Here is a 17,690-nt window from a genome sequence, read left to right as displayed (position 1 = left end):
TTGACCATGTTTTCCACCAGTTTTTCCTGGAATGACTTGCTGTTCCTGCTCGATGGCGCCTGGGTCACCCTGCAACTGACGTTCTGGTCGATCATCCTCGGCTCCTTCGCCGGGCTGTTGTTTGGCCTGCTGCGGGCGCTGTTGCCCCGCGCCAGCCTGCCCCTGGCCTGGGTGCTGGACGTGTTCCGCAGCGTGCCGCTGCTGATCCAGTTCGTGCTGTTCAACTCACTCAAAAGCATCGTCGGCTTGAACCTCAGCGCCTTCAGCGTCGGCTGCATTGTGCTGGGGGTCTACACCGCCGCGTACTTCACCGAGATCGTGCGCAGCGGCGTGCTGTCGGTGCCGTTCACCTTGCGGCGGGCCAGTCGTTCGCTGGGCCTGAGCTTTTTGCAGGACCTGCGCTGGATCGTCCTGCCGATGGCCACCCGCGTGGCCTTCCCCGGCTGGCTGAACCTGGTGCTCGGGGTGATGAAAGACACCGCGCTGGTGATGTGGATCGGCATCGTCGAACTGCTGCGCGCCTCGCAAACCATCGTCACCCGCATTCAGGAACCGCTGCTGGTGCTGTGCGTCGCGGGCCTTATCTATTACGTCATGAGCCTGGTGGTTGCACGCCTGGGCGCTCGTCTGGAAAGAAGGTGGCAAGAAAATGATTGAGATCGACAACGTACATAAATCCTTCGGCGATCTGGCCGTGGTCAAGGGTGTCAGCCTGACGGTGGACAAGGGCGAAGTGGTGTCGATCATCGGCGGCTCGGGCTCCGGCAAATCGACCCTGCTGATGTGCATCAACGGCTTGGAGCCGATCCAGAAAGGCAACATCCGGGTCGATGGCGTCGAGGTCCATCACAGCGCCACCGACCTCAACCGCCTGCGGCAGAAAATCGGCATCGTGTTCCAGCAATGGAATGCCTTCCCGCACCTGACCGTGCTGGAAAACGTGATGCTGGCGCCGCGCAAGGTCTTGGGCAAAAGCAAGGCCGAAGCCGAGGCACTGGCAGTGCAGCAACTGACCCACGTGGGCCTTGGCGACAAGCTCAAGACCTTCCCCGGCAAGTTGTCTGGAGGCCAGCAACAACGCATGGCCATCGCCCGCGCCCTGGCCATGTCGCCGGACTACATGCTGTTCGACGAAGCCACCTCGGCCCTCGACCCGCAACTGGTGGGCGAGGTGCTGGACACCATGCGCATGCTCGCCGAAGACGGCATGACCATGGTGCTGGTGACCCACGAAATCCGCTTTGCCCGCGATGTGTCCGACCGCGTGGCGTTCTTTCGCAATGGCCTGGTGCATGAGATCGGCTCGCCGGATCAGGTGATCGGTAATCCGGTGCATGCGGAAACGGCGGCGTTTCTCAAATCAGTGAAATAACGACCGGCGATAAAAGGAGTCAGCCATGCGTTCATCGAAAGTCATTCATGTGGTCAGCTGCCACGCCGAAGGCGAAGTCGGCGACGTGATCGTCGGCGGTGTCGCCCCACCGCCCGGCGCCACCGTGTGGGAGCAGTCACGCTGGATCGCCAAGGATGAAACCCTGCGCAATTTCGTCCTCAACGAACCCCGTGGTGGCGTGTTCCGCCACGTCAACCTGCTGGTGCCGGCCAAGGACCCTCGGGCGCAAATGGCGTGGATCATCATGGAACCGGCGGACACGCCGCCGATGTCCGGCTCCAATTCGCTGTGCGTGGCCACGGTGTTGCTCGACAGCGGCATCTTGCCAATGACCGAACCGCAAACCCGGCTGGTGCTCGAAGCCCCCGGCGGGCTGATCGAGGCCGTGGCCGACTGCCGTGACGGCAAGGTCGAACGGGTGGAAATCAAGAACGTGCCCTCCTTCGCTGACCGCCTCGACGCCTGGATCGAAGTCGAAGGCCTCGGCTCGTTACAGGTCGACACCGCGTACGGTGGCGACAGTTTTGTCATCGCCGACGCCAAACGCCTGGGCTTTTCCATCCGCCCTGACGAGGCGGCCGAGCTGGTCGAGGTCGGGTTGAAAATCACCCGCGCGGCCAATGAACAACTGGGCTTCGTCCATCCGCTGAACCCCGAGTGGTCGCATATTTCCTTCTGCCAGATTGCCGCGCCCATCGTGGTTGAAAATGGCATCGCCACCGGGGCCAACGCCGTGGTGATTCAACCCGGCAAGATCGACCGCTCGCCCACCGGCACTGGCTGTTCGGCGCGCATGGCGGTGCTGCAGGCTAAAGGATTGATGCAGGTGGGCGAGCGCTTTATCGGCCGTTCGATCCTCGGTTCCGAATTCCATTGCCGCATCGATTCCCTGACCGAAGTGGCCGGCCGCCCGGCCATCTACCCATGCATTTCCGGCCGGGCCTGGATCACCGGCACCCACCAATTGCTGCTCGACCCCAGCGATCCCTGGCCACAGGGCTATCGCCTGTCAGACACCTGGCCAGGTGCCTGAAACTCCCCCAGACCAACGGCTATAAAAAACCCTGATTGATTGAAAAAACCACTGGCCGAGTATCGGCATTTAAAATATCGTATACGAAATACAATAAACGAACCGGAGGCAACAATGAGCGAGCGCATTAACTGGAGTGGCGTCTTCCCCGCGGTGACCACTCAATTCAACGATGACTTCTCCATCAACCTGGAAAAAACCCACCAGGTGATTTCCAACGTGATCCGTGACGGCGTATCGGGCCTGGTGGTGTGTGGTTCGGTGGGGGAAAACACCTCATTGACCGCCGAAGAAAAAATCGCCGTGACCGAAGTCGCGGTCGACGCCTCTTGCGGCCGCGTGCCGGTGATTTGCGGTGTGGCTGAATTCACCAGCGTGCAAGCGGCCAAGGTGGCCAACGCGGTGCGCAGGGTCGGTGTCGACGGCGTGATGCTGATGCCGGCGCTGGTCTATGGCTCCAAGCCGTTCGAGACCGCCGAGCATTACCGCTACGTGGCGAAGAACGCCGACGTACCGCTGATGGTTTACAACAACCCGCCGATCTACAAAAACGACGTCACCCCGGACATCCTGATTTCCCTGGCCGACTGCGACAACGTGGTGTGCTTCAAGGATTCCTCTGGCGATACCCGCCGTTTCATCGACGTGCGCAATGAAGTCGGCGACCGTTTCGTGCTGTTCGCAGGTCTCGATGACGTGGTGCTGGAAAGCATCGCGGTGGGTGCCGAAGGCTGGGTCTCGGGCATGTCGAACGTATTCCCGAAAGAAGGCGAGACCATCTTCCGCCTGGCCAAGGCCGGTCGCTTCGCCGAAGCCATGCCGATCTACGAATGGCTGATGCCGATCCTGCACCTCGATGCCCGTGCCGACCTGGTGCAGTGCATCAAACTCTGCGAAGCCATCGCCGGTCGCGGCAGCGCGCTGACCCGTCCCCCACGCCTGGCACTGCCGCAAGCTGATCGGGAGTTCGTCGAGCAGATCATGGCCAAGGCCATGGCCAATCGTCCGGAGCTGCCGGACGTCGGCCTCTGAGTGATTGCCGGGCCGGCCCTTGCGGCCCCGGCCCGGCTACCTGTTTTCGCGCCTCTACAGGAAACGCCAGCATGTCCAATCCTCACAGCACGTCCAGCGCAACCACACCCTCGGGACTCAAACGCGTGGTGGCCGCCGCCATGGCCGGCACTGTCGCCGAGTGGTATGAATTCTTTCTGTATGGCACCGCTTCGGCATTGGTCTTCGGCCAATTGTTCTTCCGCCAGACCGACAGCCCGATCGACGGCATCATCGCCGCCTTCGCCCTGTACGCCGTCGGCTTCCTCGCCCGTCCGTTGGGCGGTCTGGTGTTCGGTCATTACGGCGACAAATTCGGCCGTAAGCGCCTGCTGCAACTGAGCCTGGTGGTGGTTGGCATCACCACGTTCCTGATGGGTTGCCTGCCCGGCTTCGACAGCATCGGTTATGCCGCGCCGGTGTTATTGGTGCTGCTGCGGCTGATCCAGGGCTTTGCCTTTGGTGGCGAATGGGGTGGCGCGATTCTGCTGGTGTCCGAGCACTGCCCGGACAATCGTCGGGGGTTCTGGGCCAGTTGGCCGCAAGCCGGGGTGCCGGCCGGCAACCTGGTGGCGACCGTCGCCTTGCTGCTGTTGTCGTCGAACCTGTCAGAGCAACAATTCCTCGCCTGGGGCTGGCGCGTGGCGTTCTGGTTCTCGGCGGTGGTGGTGCTGATCGGCTACTGGATTCGCACCAGCGTCGATGACGCACCGATTTTCAAGGAGGCCCAGGCCCGGCAAGCGCAGACCAAGCAGCAACAACTGGGCGTGGTGGAAGTGTTGCGTCATCACTGGCGCTCGGTGCTGGTGGGGATCGGCGCGCGGTTTGCCGAGAACATCCTCTATTACACCGTGGTCACCTTTTCGATCACCTACCTGAAACTGGTGGTGCACAAGGACACCTCAGAGATTCTGTTGCTGATGTTCGGCGCGCACTTGCTGCACTTTTTCCTGATCCCGTTGATGGGCTATCTGTCGGATATCGTGGGCCGCAAACCGGTGTACCTGATCGGCGCGGTGCTCACTGCGTTCTGGGGCTTCATCGGCTTCCCGATGATGGACACCGGCAACAATTGGCTGATCATCGGCGCCATCACCCTGGGCCTGGCCATCGAGTCGATGACCTATGCGCCCTACTCGGCGCTGATGGCCGAAATGTTCCCGACCCACGTGCGCTACACCGCCCTTTCGCTGTGCTACCAGGTGGCGCCGATCTTCGCCGGATCCCTCGCGCCGCTGATCGCCATCACCCTGCTCAACAAGTACCACAGCTCGACACCGATCGCCTGGTACCTGGTGGGCGCCGCGTTGATCTCCATCGTGGCTGTCGGCCTGACCCGGGAAACCCGCGGCAAGTCGTTGCATCAGGTGGATGCCGAATCCGCTGCGCGTATTGCTGCGCTGGATAACGCCGTGCCGGCCGCTGCGCGCCGGGGTGATTCGCTGGCCTGAACCGGATCTTTAGTCCGGCAAACATTTGTGGCGAGGGGGCTTGTCGGAACGCCGCATCGCCCCGTTCGACCGCGCAGCGGTCGCAAATCCCTTTCAGGGCCGCTTCGCGACCCAACGGGGGCAAGCCCCCTCGCCACGGGTTTTGTGTTCGACGCGCCTTTTCCTCAATCAAAACTGCCCTTTTTCGACAGGAGTTTTCCATGCCCGAGATCATCGGCCACAACTACATCGGTGGTGCCCGCAGCGCCGCTGGCAACATCGCGATGCAGAGCCATGACGCCAGCACCGGCGCAGTACTGCCCTATTCGTTCATGCAAGCCACCGCCGAGGAAGTGCACGCCGCAGCCCAAGCCGCCGCTGCCGCTTACCCTGCCTTTCGTAACTTGTCGGCGACACGCCGTGCAGAATTTCTCGAGGCCATCGCCGCGCAACTGGATGCCCTGGATGACGAATTCGTCGCCCTGGTCACCCGCGAAACCGCCCTGCCGACCGCACGCATCCAGGGCGAACGCAGCCGTACCAGCGGCCAGATGCGCCTGTTCGCTCAGGTGCTGCGCCGGGGCGATTTCTATGGGGCGCGCATCGACCGCGCGTTGCCCGAACGTCAACCATTGCCACGGGTCGACCTGCGCCAATACCGGATCGGCGTCGGGCCGGTGGCCGTGTTCGGCGCCAGCAATTTCCCGCTAGCCTTTTCCACCGCTGGCGGTGATACCGCGGCGGCTCTGGCCGCCGGTTGCCCGGTAGTGTTCAAGGCCCACAGCGGACACATGGCGACCGCTGAACGCGTGGCCGATGCAATCATCCGCGCCGCCGAGCAAACCGACATGCCCAAAGGCGTGTTCAACATGATCTACGGCGCGGGCGTCGGTGAAGCACTGGTCAAGCACCCGGCGATCCAGGCCGTCGGTTTCACCGGCTCGCTCAAAGGCGGTCGCGCCCTCTGTGACATGGCCGCCGCACGGCCACAACCGATTCCCGTATTCGCCGAAATGAGCAGCATCAACCCGGTGCTGGTATTGCCTGAAGCCCTGCGCGCACGGGGCGAAAAAATTGCCGGTGAACTGGTGGCGTCGGTGGTTCAGGGATGCGGTCAGTTCTGTACCAATCCGGGGTTGGTGATCGGTATCCGCTCACCGCAGTTCAGCGCGTTCACCGCTCGGCTTAGCGCCTTGATGGCCGAACAACCGGCGCAAACCATGCTCAACGCCGGCACCCTCGCCAGCTACGAAAAAGGTGTGCAGGCGTTAGTCGACCATCCAGGGATAAGCCATCTGGCAGGCCAGGACCAGCACGGCAATCAAGCCCGGCCGCAACTGTTCAAGGCCGACGTCAGCCTGTTGCTCAAGGGTGATCCGCTGTTGCAGGAAGAAGTGTTCGGCCCGACCACCCTCGTCGTCGAATTGGCCGACAAGGCGCAGCTGCAACAGGCACTGCACAGCCTGCACGGGCAACTCACCACCACCCTGATCGGCGAAACGCAGGACCTGCACGAACACGCCGATCTGCTGGTGCTGCTGGAACAAAAGGCCGGCCGGGTGCTGTTCAATGGCTACCCCACCGGCGTTGAAGTGTGCGATGCGATGGTGCATGGCGGTCCTTACCCGGCGACCTCCGACGCCCGTGGCACGTCGGTCGGCAGCCTGGCCATCGAACGTTTCCTGCGCCCGGTGTGCTACCAGAACTGCCCGGATGCCTTGCTGCCCGACGCCCTGAAAAACGCCAACCCGCTGGGCATTGCCCGCCTGGTCGATGGCGCCAGCCACCGCGAACCGGTCTGACAACACGACCTCCTGTAGGAGCGCAATGCTGTTCACTCAAGCCGTAATGCGATCTGTAGCAGCTGTCGAGCCTGCGAGGCTGCGTTCGGCTGCGCAGCAGTCGTGAGTCCGGTAGCCATGGTGTACCTGATACACCGCAATGGCTGATTTTACGACTGCTTCGCAGCCGAACGCAGCCTTCGGCAGCTGCTACAAGGAATGCGTCGCGGCTGAAATTGCTTAAGTGAACAGCATTGCCTGAGGGCATGCGGGTTATCAGGCCAGCAGCGCTTTCAGATCGTTGTACAGCGCCTCGGGAATCTGCACGCCCTCCACCAAACTGTGCGCCCGCGCCGCATAACGCCGTTGCGACGGCAAGCGCGCCCCCTGCCCTTCAATCCCCTGAAACAACACCTCGGCCCGGGCCAAGTGCTCTTCAGTGGCCGCTCCCAGAAAACGTCGCGGATCCAGCGCGATGATCAACTCGCCATGGTACGGCGATGACTTGCTGCCCGCGTCGTAAGCCAGCGACTCGGCACTGGTCAGGTCACCGATCAAAGGCCCGGCAATCAACTCCACCATCGCCGCCAGCGCCGAGCCCTTGTGCCCACCGAACGTCAGCATCGCGCCGCCGTCGAGCACCACGTTGGCATCGGTGCTCGGCCGCCCCTCGGCGTCCACGCCCCAGCCCTCGGGAATCGCCTTGCCGGCACGCCGATGCAACTCGATATCGCCACGGGCAATTGCACTGGTGGCGAAGTCGAACACAAACGGATCCTGCCCCACGCGTGGCCAGCCAAAGGCAATGGGATTGGTGCCGAACACCGGCACCCGTCCCCCGGCTGGCGCTACCCAGGCATGACTCGGATTACACGCCAGCGCCACCAGCCCGGCAGCGGTCAACTGCTCGATCTCCACCCACAGCGCCGAGAAATGCACGCAGCGATTGATCGCCAACGCCGCAATCCCGTTGGCCTGGGTTTTCTCCGCCAGTAGCGGCAAACCTGCCTGGAACGCCAACTGCGAAAAACCACCCCCGGCATCCACCCGCACAATCGACGGTGCCTGGTCGATCACCCGTGGCTCGGCGTCGGCCGACACCTTGCCGGCCCGCAGGGAATTCACGCAGCCCAGAATCCGGTACAAACCGTGGGAGGCACAGCCGTCGCGCTCACCGGCGATCACCGTCGCCGCCACCGCTTGCGCATGGGCCAGGTTAAAACCGTTGTGCAACAGGATCGATTCGGCCAATTCACGGGCTTCGATCAGGGTCAGTCGAATCATGGTCATCTCCTTGGATAGACCGGTCAGACTGGTCCAGTCCAAGGCTCACGGCTTGATCGCTTTAGGTCGGGTTGATGACGAATTCGGCACATCGCTGAAACAGTCGGACGGCGTATTGCCCGGCCACTCGTCGGGCGGCGCAACCCGACTGATTGACAGCGATGGGTGCCTGCGCAATTATTATTATATCGCATGCGATACAAACGTATGCGACATACAAATTACATCATTCGAAACACTGAGGATCCACCCCATGAGCAAGATCGAAAAAGTCCTGATGACCGGCAAAACTCACACCACCGCTAGCGCCGCTGGCAACACGTCGCGTGGTCATAACGGCAGCCTCGACATCACGCTGTCGTCGCCTGGAAGCGCGAAACCGGCGCACGTGTTCGCCGCTGCTCAGCCACACCCGACCGCCGAGCAATTGTTCGCCGGTGCATGGTCGGCCTGCTACACCGCCGCTGTCGGGCTGGTGGCCAATGACATGAACGTGGTGCTGCCGTCTGATTTGTCGGTCGACATCGAAGTCGATCTGGGCCAGACCGGCGCGGCCTACTTCCTTCAGGCTCGATTGACGCTCCGCGTGCCAGGTCTGGCGCACGACGTTGCGACGACACTGGCGCACACCGCGGATCAAATTTGCCCGTACTCGAAGGCGACGCGCGGCAATATCGACGTGGCCCTGAACGTTCTCACGGCTTAGCATTTCCCCCTCAAATACATCGCATGCGCTTTAAGCGCATGCGAATCACAAACCCATACGTGCGGCCGGTCAGACGTTGCTGTCAGACCGGCCACCGTCAACAAATCAGAGCTGTTCCGACACAATCGTATACGAGGTATATTTTGCCTTTGCGAGCCTTCTACTTTGGCCAACGAGGAAGCACATGAAACGCACTGACAAGACCGTCCCCGCTGATCTGAAGCTCTCCGACTTCCTGTGTTTTGCGGTCTATTCCACGAACCTGGCCTTCGGCAAGGCCTACAAGCCGATACTCGAGCACTTGGGGCTCACCTATACGCAATACATCACCATCGTTGCGCTATGGGAGGAAGACCACCAAACCGTGGGCAGCCTGGGCGAGAAGCTGTTTCTCGAATCGAACACGCTCACACCGATCCTGAAGAAACTGGAAGCGATGGGCTACCTGCAAAGGCAACGTGATCCCGAGGACGAGCGGCAGGTGCGGATCAGCCTGACGAAAAGTGGTCGACAGCTACGCGAAGACCGCCCCGAAACGGGCCTTTCCCACGCAACGGGTCTGGAACCGGACGAGTTCACACAGTTGCAGAACGCGATCGTGAAACTGCGCAACAACCTCATCAAATCGACGAAAGCCGAGGGATGAGCAAAACAAATACCTTGATACCGGAATGAAAAAACGGGCGCCCTGATCGGCGCCCGTTTTTTATTCAAAGGCTCGCTGGCAGGGCTGCGGTTACTGCCCATGAGTACTCCGCTTGTCGCCCCGTTTTGATATGTTTATTTTCACACAGTTGATTTGTGAAATATTTTATGTCATTTATAGCCTCGCAAATCATCAGGACAGTCCACCTTGCCAGACCGGACGGCAGCCCCGTATCACCAACGCCCCATCCAAGGAGTCAACAATATGAACAAGACAGAACTTCTAGGTGCTCTGGCACTGTGCGTCGCAAGCTTGCTGGCGCACGCCGACGAGGACAGCCTGCGTATCGGCATCGAAGCCGCCTACCCGCCCTTCTCCTTCAAGACGCCGGAGGGCAATGTCAGTGGTTTCGATTACGACATCGGCAACGCGCTGTGCGCAGAGATGAAGGTTAAATGCGAGTGGGTCATCCAGGAATTCGACGGCATGATCCCGTCGCTCAAAGTGCGCAAGATCGACGCTGTGCTGTCGTCGATGTCGATCACTGAAGACCGGATGAAGTCGGTCGACTTCAGCAAAAAGTACTACCACACGCCGGGCAAGTTCGCGATGAAGACCGGCAGTGTGATCAACGACCCGCTGGTCGATCTCAAAGGCAAGAAAGTCGGCGTGCAACGCGCCTCGACCTACGACCGTTTCGCCACTGAGCAACTGGCGCAAGCCGGCGTCGAAGTGGTCCGCTACGGCTCACAAAATGAAGCCTTCCTCGATCTGGCATCAGGTCGCCTGGACGCCACCCTCGCCGACATCGTCAACACCGATGAGAGCTTCATCAAAACCCCCATAGGTAAAGGTTTCGCTCTGGTTGGGCCGGACATCAACGACCCGAAATACTTCGGCAGAGGCGCCGGGATCGCGGTGCGTAAAGGCGGCAGTGCGAACGTTGCACGCCTGGGCGCAGCGATTGACGCCATCCGCGCCAATGGCAAGTACCAGCAAGTGATGGCCAAGTACTTCGCCTTCGATATCTACGGCGAATAAGCCGTTACCCGAAACCCTGGCGCCGGCGTTTGCGGGTGCCACTTCTGGCTTGTCTCGCGCGCCTCCCGGCGCTCGCTTGAGGAACTTCATCATGCTTCACGGCTACGGATCGAGCATTCTCGATGGCGCCTGGCTGACCATTCATCTGGCCCTGACTTCCATGACCATGGCGATTGCCCTGGGTCTGATCGGCGCCGCCTTTCGTCTGTCACCATTCAAATGGCTGGCGGTGCTGGGCGAAGGCTATACCACCCTGATTCGCGGTATTCCCGACCTGGTGTTGATCCTGCTGATTTTCTACGGCGGCCAGGATCTGGTGAACCGCATTGCCCTCGCGCTCGGTTACACCCGCTACATCGACATCAACCCCTTTATCGCCGGCGTCTGCACCATGGGCTTCATTTTCGGTGCCTATCTCTCGGAAACCTTTCGCGGCGCCTTTATGGCGATCCCCAAAGGCCAGGGCGAGGCCGGTGTGGCTTATGGCATGAGGGGCGCTCAGGTGTTCTGGCGGATTCTGGTGCCGCAGATGATTCGTTTCGCCATTCCGGGGTTCACCAACAACTGGTTGGTGCTGACCAAATCCACCGCGCTGATCTCGGTGATCGGGTTGCAGGACATGATGTTCAAAGCCAAAAACGCAGCGGACGCCACCCATGAGCCGTTCACGTTTTTCCTCGCGGTGGCCGCGCTCTACTTGCTGCTGACCAGCGTGTCGTTGCTGGTGCTGCGCTATCTGGAAAACCACTACTCGGTCGGCGTCAAAGCCGCCGAACTGTGACAGGGAGCACAGCCATGATTCTCGACTACAACCTGATCTGGGAAAACCTGCCGCTGTACCTCAATGGCGCCTTGTTGACCCTCAAAGTCCTGCTGATTTCCCTGGCCGTTGGCCTGGTGCTGGCGATTCCTTTAGCGCTGATGCGCGTCTCCCGATCGCCGTTGATCAGCTTCCCCGCCTGGCTCTACACCTATGTGATTCGCGGCACCCCGATGCTGGTGCAACTGTTCCTGATCTATTACGGCTTGGCGCAGTTCGAAGCGGTACGCCAAAGCGTGCTCTGGCCTTACCTGTCCAGCGCAACCTTTTGTGCCTGCCTGGCCTTCGCGATCAATACCAGCGCCTATAGCGCGGAACTGCTGGCCGGCAGTTTGAAGGCCACGGCCCACGGCGAGATCGAAGCCGCCAAGGCCATGGGCATGTCGCGCTTTACCTTGTACCGCCGCGTGCTCCTGCCGTCGGCCTTGCGCCGGGCACTGCCGCAATACAGCAATGAAGTGCTGATGATGCTGCAAACCACCAGCCTGGCGTCGATCGTCACCCTGGTCGACATCACCGGAGCCGCTCGTACGGTCAGTTCGCGGTTCTATCTGCCATTTGAGGCGTTCATCACCGCCGGCCTTATCTACCTGGCCCTGACCTTCATCCTGGTTCGTCTGTTCAAGCTGGCCGAGCGCCACTGGCTGGCGTATCTGGCACCGCGCAAGCACTAAGGAGCTGTTATGGAGCACATTGAATACCTGTTGCCGTGGGGGGCCTCGGGCACAGAACGACGGCTGTCGCTGTTTCGTTTTGGCAGCGGGCCGCGCAAGGCCTACATCCAGGCCTCCCTGCATGCCGACGAGTTGCCGGGGATGCGCGTGGCGGTTGAACTTAAGCAGCGTCTGCGCGTGCTGGAAGAACAAGGTCGCCTGAATGGGGTCGTCGAGTTGGTGCCGATGGCCAACCCGATTGGCATCGCCCAGATGTTCCAGGCCACCCATCAAGGCCGTTTTGAGTTCTCCAGCGGGAAGAACTTCAATCGTGACTTCCCGGAGTTGGCAGAGGCCGTGGCGCAGCAACTGGAAGGTCAACTGGGAAAAGACGCCGACACCAACATCGCATTGATCCGCCACGCCATGAGCGCGGCCCTCTCGGATATGCCGCCACCGACGTCGGAACTCGATGGCCTGCGGCGCCTGTTGATGCAGCACGCCTGTGATGCCGATGTGGTGCTGGACCTGCACTGCGATTTCGAGTCGATCATGCTGCTGTATGCCATGCCGCAAAACTGGCCACGCCTGCGCTCATTGGCCGCCCGTCTCGGCGCCGATGTTGCCCTGCTGGCCGAGGCGGCGGGAGGCAGCGCCTTCGATGAAGCCTGCGCAATCCCTTGGCTGCACCTGGCCGAGCGCTTTCCTGAAGCCGACATTCCGCTGGCGTGTGTGGCCACCACGATCGAATTGCGCGGCATGGCCGATACCGAACGCGAGCAATGCATCGAGAGCGCGCAAGCTATTCTCGGCTACCTCGCCGAGCAAGGCCTGATCAGCGGCGACTGGCCTGACGCGCCACCGAACCGTTGTGAAGCGACACCCTTCGCCGGTGCGCAGTACGCCTATGCGCCGCACCCCGGCGTCGTGAGTTATCTGCAACCGCTGGGGGCCCGGGTCAGGGTCGGCGACCCGCTGTTCGAAGTGATTGATCCGCTGACCGATCGCCACAGCATCGTGCGCGCCAGCACCGACGGCATCCTCTATGCCCGTGAACGCCTGCGCTTTGCCCAGCCCGGTTTGTGGCTGGCCAAAGTGGCCGGCAGTACCCCTATTCGCCAAGGCCGCTTGCTCAGCGACTGATTCCAGAGAGTTGAAACCATGTACAAACTTGAAATTCAGGATCTTCACAAAAGCTACGGCACCCACGAAGTGCTCAAGGGCGTGTCCCTGGAGGCGAAGGCCGGTGACGTGATCAGCATCATCGGCTCCAGCGGCTCCGGCAAAAGCACCTTCCTGCGGTGCATCAACCTGCTGGAACAGCCCAACGCCGGCAACATCGTGCTCAATGGCGAACCGCTCAAGCTGGTGACCAACAAACTCGGCGGGCTCAAGGCTGCCGAGCCCAAACAGCTACAACGCATGCGTTCGCGGCTATCGATGGTGTTTCAGCACTTCAACCTCTGGTCGCACATGAGCGCCCTTGAAAACGTCATGGAGGCCCCGGTACATGTGCTGGGCATGAACAAGAAACAAGCACGGGAAAAGGCTGAGCATTACCTGAACAAAGTCGGCGTGGCGCACCGCATGGACGCCTGGCCGGCGCATATGTCGGGTGGTGAGCAGCAGCGGGTAGCGATTGCCCGGGCGCTGGCCATGGAGCCGGAAGTGATGCTGTTCGATGAACCGACCTCAGCCCTCGACCCCGAGCTGGTCGGCGAGGTGCTGAAAGTCATGCAGGACCTCGCACTCGAAGGCCGCACCATGGTGGTCGTGACCCACGAAATGGGCTTTGCCCGCGAGGTCTCGAACCAGCTGGTGTTCCTGCACAAGGGCCTGGTCGAAGAGCGCGGCAACCCGCGAGAAGTGCTGGTCAATCCGCAGTCCGAGCGGCTTCGGCAGTTTCTGGCCGGCAGCTTGAAATAACCACCGGCTCGCTCACCGCTCCCTGGCTTGGCGATGCACAACGAGGTTTGGCATGCGATACACTCCAGCCAACCTCGAACCAAGCCTTCTCCAACCCTTCAGGAACTGTAGAGCCGGACATGCCGACCCCTTCGAAAGACACCACGGTCTATGCCGCGCCGGTGATGCGTAAACTGGCGGAAATCGTTTCCGATCTACAGCCTTCACTGCGCAAGGTGGCGGATTTTATCCTGCGTCACCCGCTAAGGGCCGCGACGCTGACCATCGAAGAAATGGCCCATGAAACCTCCACCTCACCGGCCGCGGTCAATCGTCTGGCCAAGGCACTGAACCTGGGTGGCTACACCGGCATGAAGGCCGAGCTGGTCGCGACGTTGCAGCAGATGGTGTCGCCGGTCGACAAACTGCGCAACGAACTGGCGCATCGTCCTGGCGGTGCATTTGGCCTGCATGAGCAAATCCAGAGCGCCACCAGCAACCTCGCCACGGCAGCCACCAACAACCACGCCGACACCTTTGAAGCGTTCGTCACCCGCCTGATCGAAGCGCGCAAAATTTACATCCTGGGCTTTGGCAACAGCGTCTACTTCGCCGGCCTCGCCGCCTCGACCCTGATGCCTTTCTGTGCAGACGCCACCGCCATCAGCATGGAGGGCGGCAACGAAAACGCCGCTTACCGCCTGGCCGCCATCACCGATCAGGATGTGTTGCTGGCGATCTCCCTGCCGCGCTATTCCCTCGACACCCTGCAACTCGCCCGCTTCGCCAATGAACGCGGCGCCTCGGTGCTGGCAATCACCGACTCACCCGCATCGCCGCTCACCAGCATTGCCGAACACGTGCTGTTTGCCCCCGCCGACCATCCGGTAATGACCAGCTCCAACATCGCCGTGCTCGCCTTGATCGAAGGTTTGGTGGCGGGTGTGATGACGCGCAATAAAGAAGCGGTCAAGCTGGCGACCGAGCTGACCGAGAGCGTGATGTCTTACTTGCACATCCCCGCCAGCAGCAAATCGTCGAAGAAGTGATATCGGTGTCGCAGGGATTGCTCAGAGCAAGTGCCCAGCCCAGATCTTGCGATTGACCAGGTCGGCTGCGATTTCGATAAAGGCATCTCCGACGAATTTGGCAGCCGGGCTGACACGCCTGTCCGCGGGAAAGACCAGGACCAATTTACGCATGGGAGCGGGGTCGACCAACGGTGCCGCACTGAGCACGCCCGCTTCGATTTGCGCGTAAATCGAGGCCAACGGCAAAGCGGTCAAACCGAAGCCATTGCGGACCAGGTCGATCATCGCGCCGAAGGAATCGGCTTCAACGCTGGTCTTGAGCTTGATCCCGACTTCACGCGCACAATTATCCAAAATCACCCGAAGGCCATGTCGGGCGCTGGGCAATACCAACTGTTGCTCGGCCAGCGACGCGAACGACACCGGCGTATCAAGACGCAGGTTGGCGCTGGCAGGGCCGACCAGCAGCAGGTTTTCCATCATCACCGGCACGATACGCAGCGTGTGCAGGGGTTGCGGATCGTAGGAAATCGCCAGTTCCAACTCGCCACGCTGAACCCAATCCAGCAGGTAGCCGCTGAAGGCCGAGGAAAACCTGATGCCGAGATTCGGATGCGCCTCTTTGATCTTGCGAACCAGAGGGACGGTGACGATTTCCGCGACCGTCGGCGTTGTCCCGATGACCACCGTTCCACGGAAAGAGGTTTTTCCGCCCACCACCGAGCTTCGGATGGACTCCATCTCTTCCATGATTCGGGTGGCATGGGCCAGCACTTCGCGGCCGGCCTCGGTAATTTCCATGCCTCGCCCATGTCGGTCGAACAGGTAGGTGCCGAGTTCCTTTTCCAGTAACCGGATTTGCCGGCTCAGGGCCGGCTGCGCGATGTGAAGACGATCCGAGGCCTTGCTGAGACTGCCCAGCTCGGCCACATGAATCAGGGTCTTGAGTTGAACGACATCCATTACCAGGCCAGTCAGCATCGGGCTCGGCGCGATATGCGTCGAAAGTGCTGTGAGTGTAATCGCATTTGCGCACCTTGGAATGCCCCGCCAACCGTGTATCGCGAGGCCTCAAGACTGGCGAGTCGGCTGTATCCCCCAGCGCGCCGGGGCTGCACGCCAAGCTATAGAATTCAGGTATATCAGTTAGGCCTGCCTGACGGCTTATTAGCCTCCTGACTCTGCGGTAGCGTGCAATCAACGTCGGCGCCAAAGAGCGCCCGGCTCACTACAAGAATAAGATTCGAGGGCTCGCGCCATGATGTTCAATGCTTCGTCTTACCTGACCTGCCCGGTTTCCCCGGGCCACGTACAACTCGCCATGCTCGTGCATCCTCCCTCCCCTTTCTCTTCAGTAAACCCGGCCACGAACGGGTTCACGCCTCTTCGTTAAACCCGACAACCCATCGAGCCAGTCACGTCGGACACGCATCAGCGTGCTCCTCGTATCGCCTCGCCTTGAAGAAAGGGTGAACCGCATGTCCGCATCAATCACAGACGCCAAAGACCACGCTGCCGAAGCCGCTCCGATGAGAGCGCCGAACCGCGTCAAAGCCATCATGGGTGCCTGCTCGGGCAATCTGGTGGAGTGGTACGACTTTTTCATTTACGCCTATACCGCCATCTATTTTGCCGCTTCGTTTTTCCCCAAGGGGGACACCACCAGCCAGCTATTGGCGACCGCGGGCGTCTTCGCCGTCGGCTTTTTCATGCGCCCGCTCGGCGGCTGGATATTCGGCTGGATTGCCGACACTCGTGGCCGCAAGGTGTCGATGATTATCTCGGTGTTCATGATGTGCGCCGGCTCGCTGCTGATCGCCGTCATGCCCACCTACGCAACCATAGGGGTCGCGGCACCGATTCTGCTCGTGGTGGCCAGGCTGATTCAGGGCCTGTCCGTCGGCGCGGAGTACGGCACCGGCGCCACCTACATCAGCGAAATCGCGACACCGGGTCGTCGCTGTTTCTATGGATCGTTTCAGTACTTCACCATCATTGCCGGGCAGCTGTTGGCCTTGATGACCGTGGTCATTCTCCAGCAAACCCTGACCGGCGAAGAGTTGCGCGAATGGGGCTGGAGGATTCCATTCTTCATCGGTGCCGTGAGCTCGATCGTGGTGGTGTATCTGCGGCGTGCCATGCATGAAACCGCCACTAAAAAAGATATGAACCGCAAAGATGCCGGCTCTCTGCGCGGCATGTTCAAACACAAACGGGCGGTCGCCCTGGTAGTGGCGTTCACCATCGGTGGTTCGCTGTACTTCTACACCTTCACCACCTACATGCAGAAATTCCTGGTGATCTCCGCAGGCTTCAGCCCGGAAACGGTGAGCTTAATCATGACGGCCGCCCTGGTTGGCTTCATGTTCTGCCAGCCGCTCTTTGGTTTGCTCGCCGACCGTATCGGTATCAAGGCGCACATGCTGATGTTTTCCGGGTTGGCCATGTTGCTGGTGATCCCCCTGCTCTATTCATTGCAGTCGGTCAGCAGCCCGTTTACGGCATTTCTGCTGGTGTTTGGCGGGCTGGCGATTGCATCGCTCTACACCCCGATCGCCGGGATCGTCAAAGCCGAACTGTTTCCGCCTGCCGTGCGCGCGTTGGGCGTGGGCTTTCCGTATGCCGTCGGCAATGCGGCATTCGGCGGCACTGCCGAGTACGTCGCCTTGTCGCTGCGATCCCAGGGGATCGAGGAGTATTTTTTCTTCTATGTCGCCGTGGTAGTCACCATCACCTTCATCGCCGCGATGCTGATGCCCAACCTGTCTCGCTACGGGTACATCAGCGGCTCGGGTGAGATCGAAGAGCGCACCGGACTCAAGGGTTACTCAAAACCGAGCGCTGCCAGGGTCTGACAAAGAAATTTGAGCAACGAAGATCCTGTGGGATCGCCGCATCGCACGCTCCCACAGGTTCT

The 17,690-nt window shown here is 60.9% G+C and carries 17 protein-coding genes; 15 read left to right on the top strand and 2 right to left on the bottom strand.

Annotation, left to right across the window (positions count from 1 at the left end; all coding sequences use genetic code 11):
• Window positions 1-6 precede the first annotated feature (6 nt).
• The 6 genes from PSH69_RS09850 (at window position 7) to PSH69_RS09825 (ending at window position 6,708) form a co-directional block, all read left to right on the top strand.
• Window positions 7-657 (top strand): amino acid ABC transporter permease, encoded by a 651-nt coding sequence (locus tag PSH69_RS09850; protein WP_018928303.1) that lies wholly within the window; start codon window positions 7-9, stop codon window positions 655-657.
• Complete coding sequence (locus PSH69_RS09845; RefSeq protein WP_253426038.1) at window positions 650-1,372, top strand: amino acid ABC transporter ATP-binding protein; 723 nt, start codon at window positions 650-652, stop codon at window positions 1,370-1,372. The genes PSH69_RS09850 and PSH69_RS09845 overlap by 8 nt, the downstream gene beginning before the upstream one ends.
• A 25-nt stretch (window positions 1,373-1,397) precedes the next feature.
• Entirely contained in the window at window positions 1,398-2,426 is a 1,029-nt protein-coding gene (locus PSH69_RS09840) for a proline racemase family protein (RefSeq protein WP_305411819.1), read from the top strand.
• A 114-nt stretch (window positions 2,427-2,540) separates the two neighbouring features.
• Window positions 2,541-3,458, top strand: a complete 918-nt coding sequence (locus tag PSH69_RS09835; protein ID WP_305411817.1) for a dihydrodipicolinate synthase family protein — start codon at window positions 2,541-2,543, stop codon at window positions 3,456-3,458.
• 71 nt (window positions 3,459-3,529) lie between these two features.
• On the top strand, window positions 3,530-4,927 hold the full coding sequence (abaF, locus tag PSH69_RS09830) for a fosfomycin efflux MFS transporter AbaF (protein ID WP_192351448.1): 1,398 nt from the start codon (window positions 3,530-3,532) through the stop codon (window positions 4,925-4,927).
• A gap of 200 nt (window positions 4,928-5,127) precedes the next feature.
• Window positions 5,128-6,708 carry an aldehyde dehydrogenase (NADP(+)) gene (locus PSH69_RS09825; RefSeq protein ID WP_305411815.1) on the top strand — a complete coding sequence of 527 codons (1,581 nt, stop codon included), beginning with the start codon at window positions 5,128-5,130 and terminating at the stop codon, window positions 6,706-6,708.
• A 255-nt stretch (window positions 6,709-6,963) separates the two neighbouring features.
• Here PSH69_RS09825 and PSH69_RS09820 read toward each other — a convergent pair whose 3' ends face one another.
• Window positions 6,964-7,971: an Ldh family oxidoreductase gene (locus tag PSH69_RS09820; protein WP_305411813.1), complete on the bottom strand. Its 1,008-nt coding sequence runs from the start codon at window positions 7,969-7,971 to the stop codon at window positions 6,964-6,966.
• A 253-nt stretch (window positions 7,972-8,224) separates the two neighbouring features.
• On the opposite strand from PSH69_RS09820, the gene PSH69_RS09815 reads away from it, so the two are divergent.
• The 8 genes from PSH69_RS09815 to PSH69_RS09780 all read left to right on the top strand — a co-directional run bounded on the left by PSH69_RS09815 (window position 8,225) and on the right by PSH69_RS09780 (window position 14,791).
• Window positions 8,225-8,677, top strand: a complete 453-nt coding sequence (locus tag PSH69_RS09815) for an Ohr family peroxiredoxin (RefSeq protein WP_305411811.1) — start codon at window positions 8,225-8,227, stop codon at window positions 8,675-8,677.
• A gap of 184 nt (window positions 8,678-8,861) precedes the next feature.
• Window positions 8,862-9,323 carry a MarR family winged helix-turn-helix transcriptional regulator gene (locus PSH69_RS09810; RefSeq protein ID WP_018928325.1) on the top strand — a complete coding sequence of 154 codons (462 nt, stop codon included), beginning with the start codon at window positions 8,862-8,864 and terminating at the stop codon, window positions 9,321-9,323.
• A 264-nt stretch (window positions 9,324-9,587) separates the two neighbouring features.
• Entirely contained in the window at window positions 9,588-10,364 is a 777-nt protein-coding gene (locus PSH69_RS09805; RefSeq protein WP_305411809.1) for an ABC transporter substrate-binding protein, read from the top strand.
• Window positions 10,365-10,455: 91 nt separating this feature from the next.
• Window positions 10,456-11,145, top strand: a complete 690-nt coding sequence (locus PSH69_RS09800) for an ABC transporter permease (protein WP_305411808.1) — start codon at window positions 10,456-10,458, stop codon at window positions 11,143-11,145.
• Between the two features lie 14 nt (window positions 11,146-11,159).
• On the top strand, window positions 11,160-11,858 hold the full coding sequence (locus PSH69_RS09795; RefSeq protein WP_138867100.1) for an ABC transporter permease: 699 nt from the start codon (window positions 11,160-11,162) through the stop codon (window positions 11,856-11,858).
• Window positions 11,859-11,867: 9 nt separating this feature from the next.
• Window positions 11,868-12,980 carry a succinylglutamate desuccinylase/aspartoacylase family protein gene (locus tag PSH69_RS09790; protein ID WP_305411807.1) on the top strand — a complete coding sequence of 371 codons (1,113 nt, stop codon included), beginning with the start codon at window positions 11,868-11,870 and terminating at the stop codon, window positions 12,978-12,980.
• Window positions 12,981-12,998: 18 nt separating this feature from the next.
• The gene (locus PSH69_RS09785) at window positions 12,999-13,763 is read left to right on the top strand and encodes an ABC transporter ATP-binding protein (protein ID WP_018928329.1); all 765 of its coding nucleotides are present in this window, start codon (window positions 12,999-13,001) and stop codon (window positions 13,761-13,763) included.
• Between the two features lie 119 nt (window positions 13,764-13,882).
• The gene (locus tag PSH69_RS09780) at window positions 13,883-14,791 is read left to right on the top strand and encodes a MurR/RpiR family transcriptional regulator (protein ID WP_305411806.1); all 909 of its coding nucleotides are present in this window, start codon (window positions 13,883-13,885) and stop codon (window positions 14,789-14,791) included.
• Between the two features lie 21 nt (window positions 14,792-14,812).
• On the opposite strand, the gene PSH69_RS09775 is transcribed toward PSH69_RS09780, so the two are convergent.
• Window positions 14,813-15,754, bottom strand: a complete 942-nt coding sequence (locus PSH69_RS09775; RefSeq protein ID WP_305411805.1) for a LysR substrate-binding domain-containing protein — start codon at window positions 15,752-15,754, stop codon at window positions 14,813-14,815.
• Window positions 15,755-16,251: 497 nt separating this feature from the next.
• Here PSH69_RS09775 and PSH69_RS09770 point away from each other — a divergent pair, with 497 nt between their 5' ends.
• On the top strand, window positions 16,252-17,628 hold the full coding sequence (locus tag PSH69_RS09770) for an MFS family transporter (protein ID WP_305411804.1): 1,377 nt from the start codon (window positions 16,252-16,254) through the stop codon (window positions 17,626-17,628).
• Window positions 17,629-17,690 lie beyond the last annotated feature (62 nt).

Source organism: Pseudomonas sp. FP1740 (assembly GCF_030687165.1).
GTDB lineage: Bacteria > Pseudomonadota > Gammaproteobacteria > Pseudomonadales > Pseudomonadaceae > Aquipseudomonas.
Note: the sequence above shows the minus strand (reverse complement) of the source record. Positions and strands in the feature narration are given on the sequence as shown.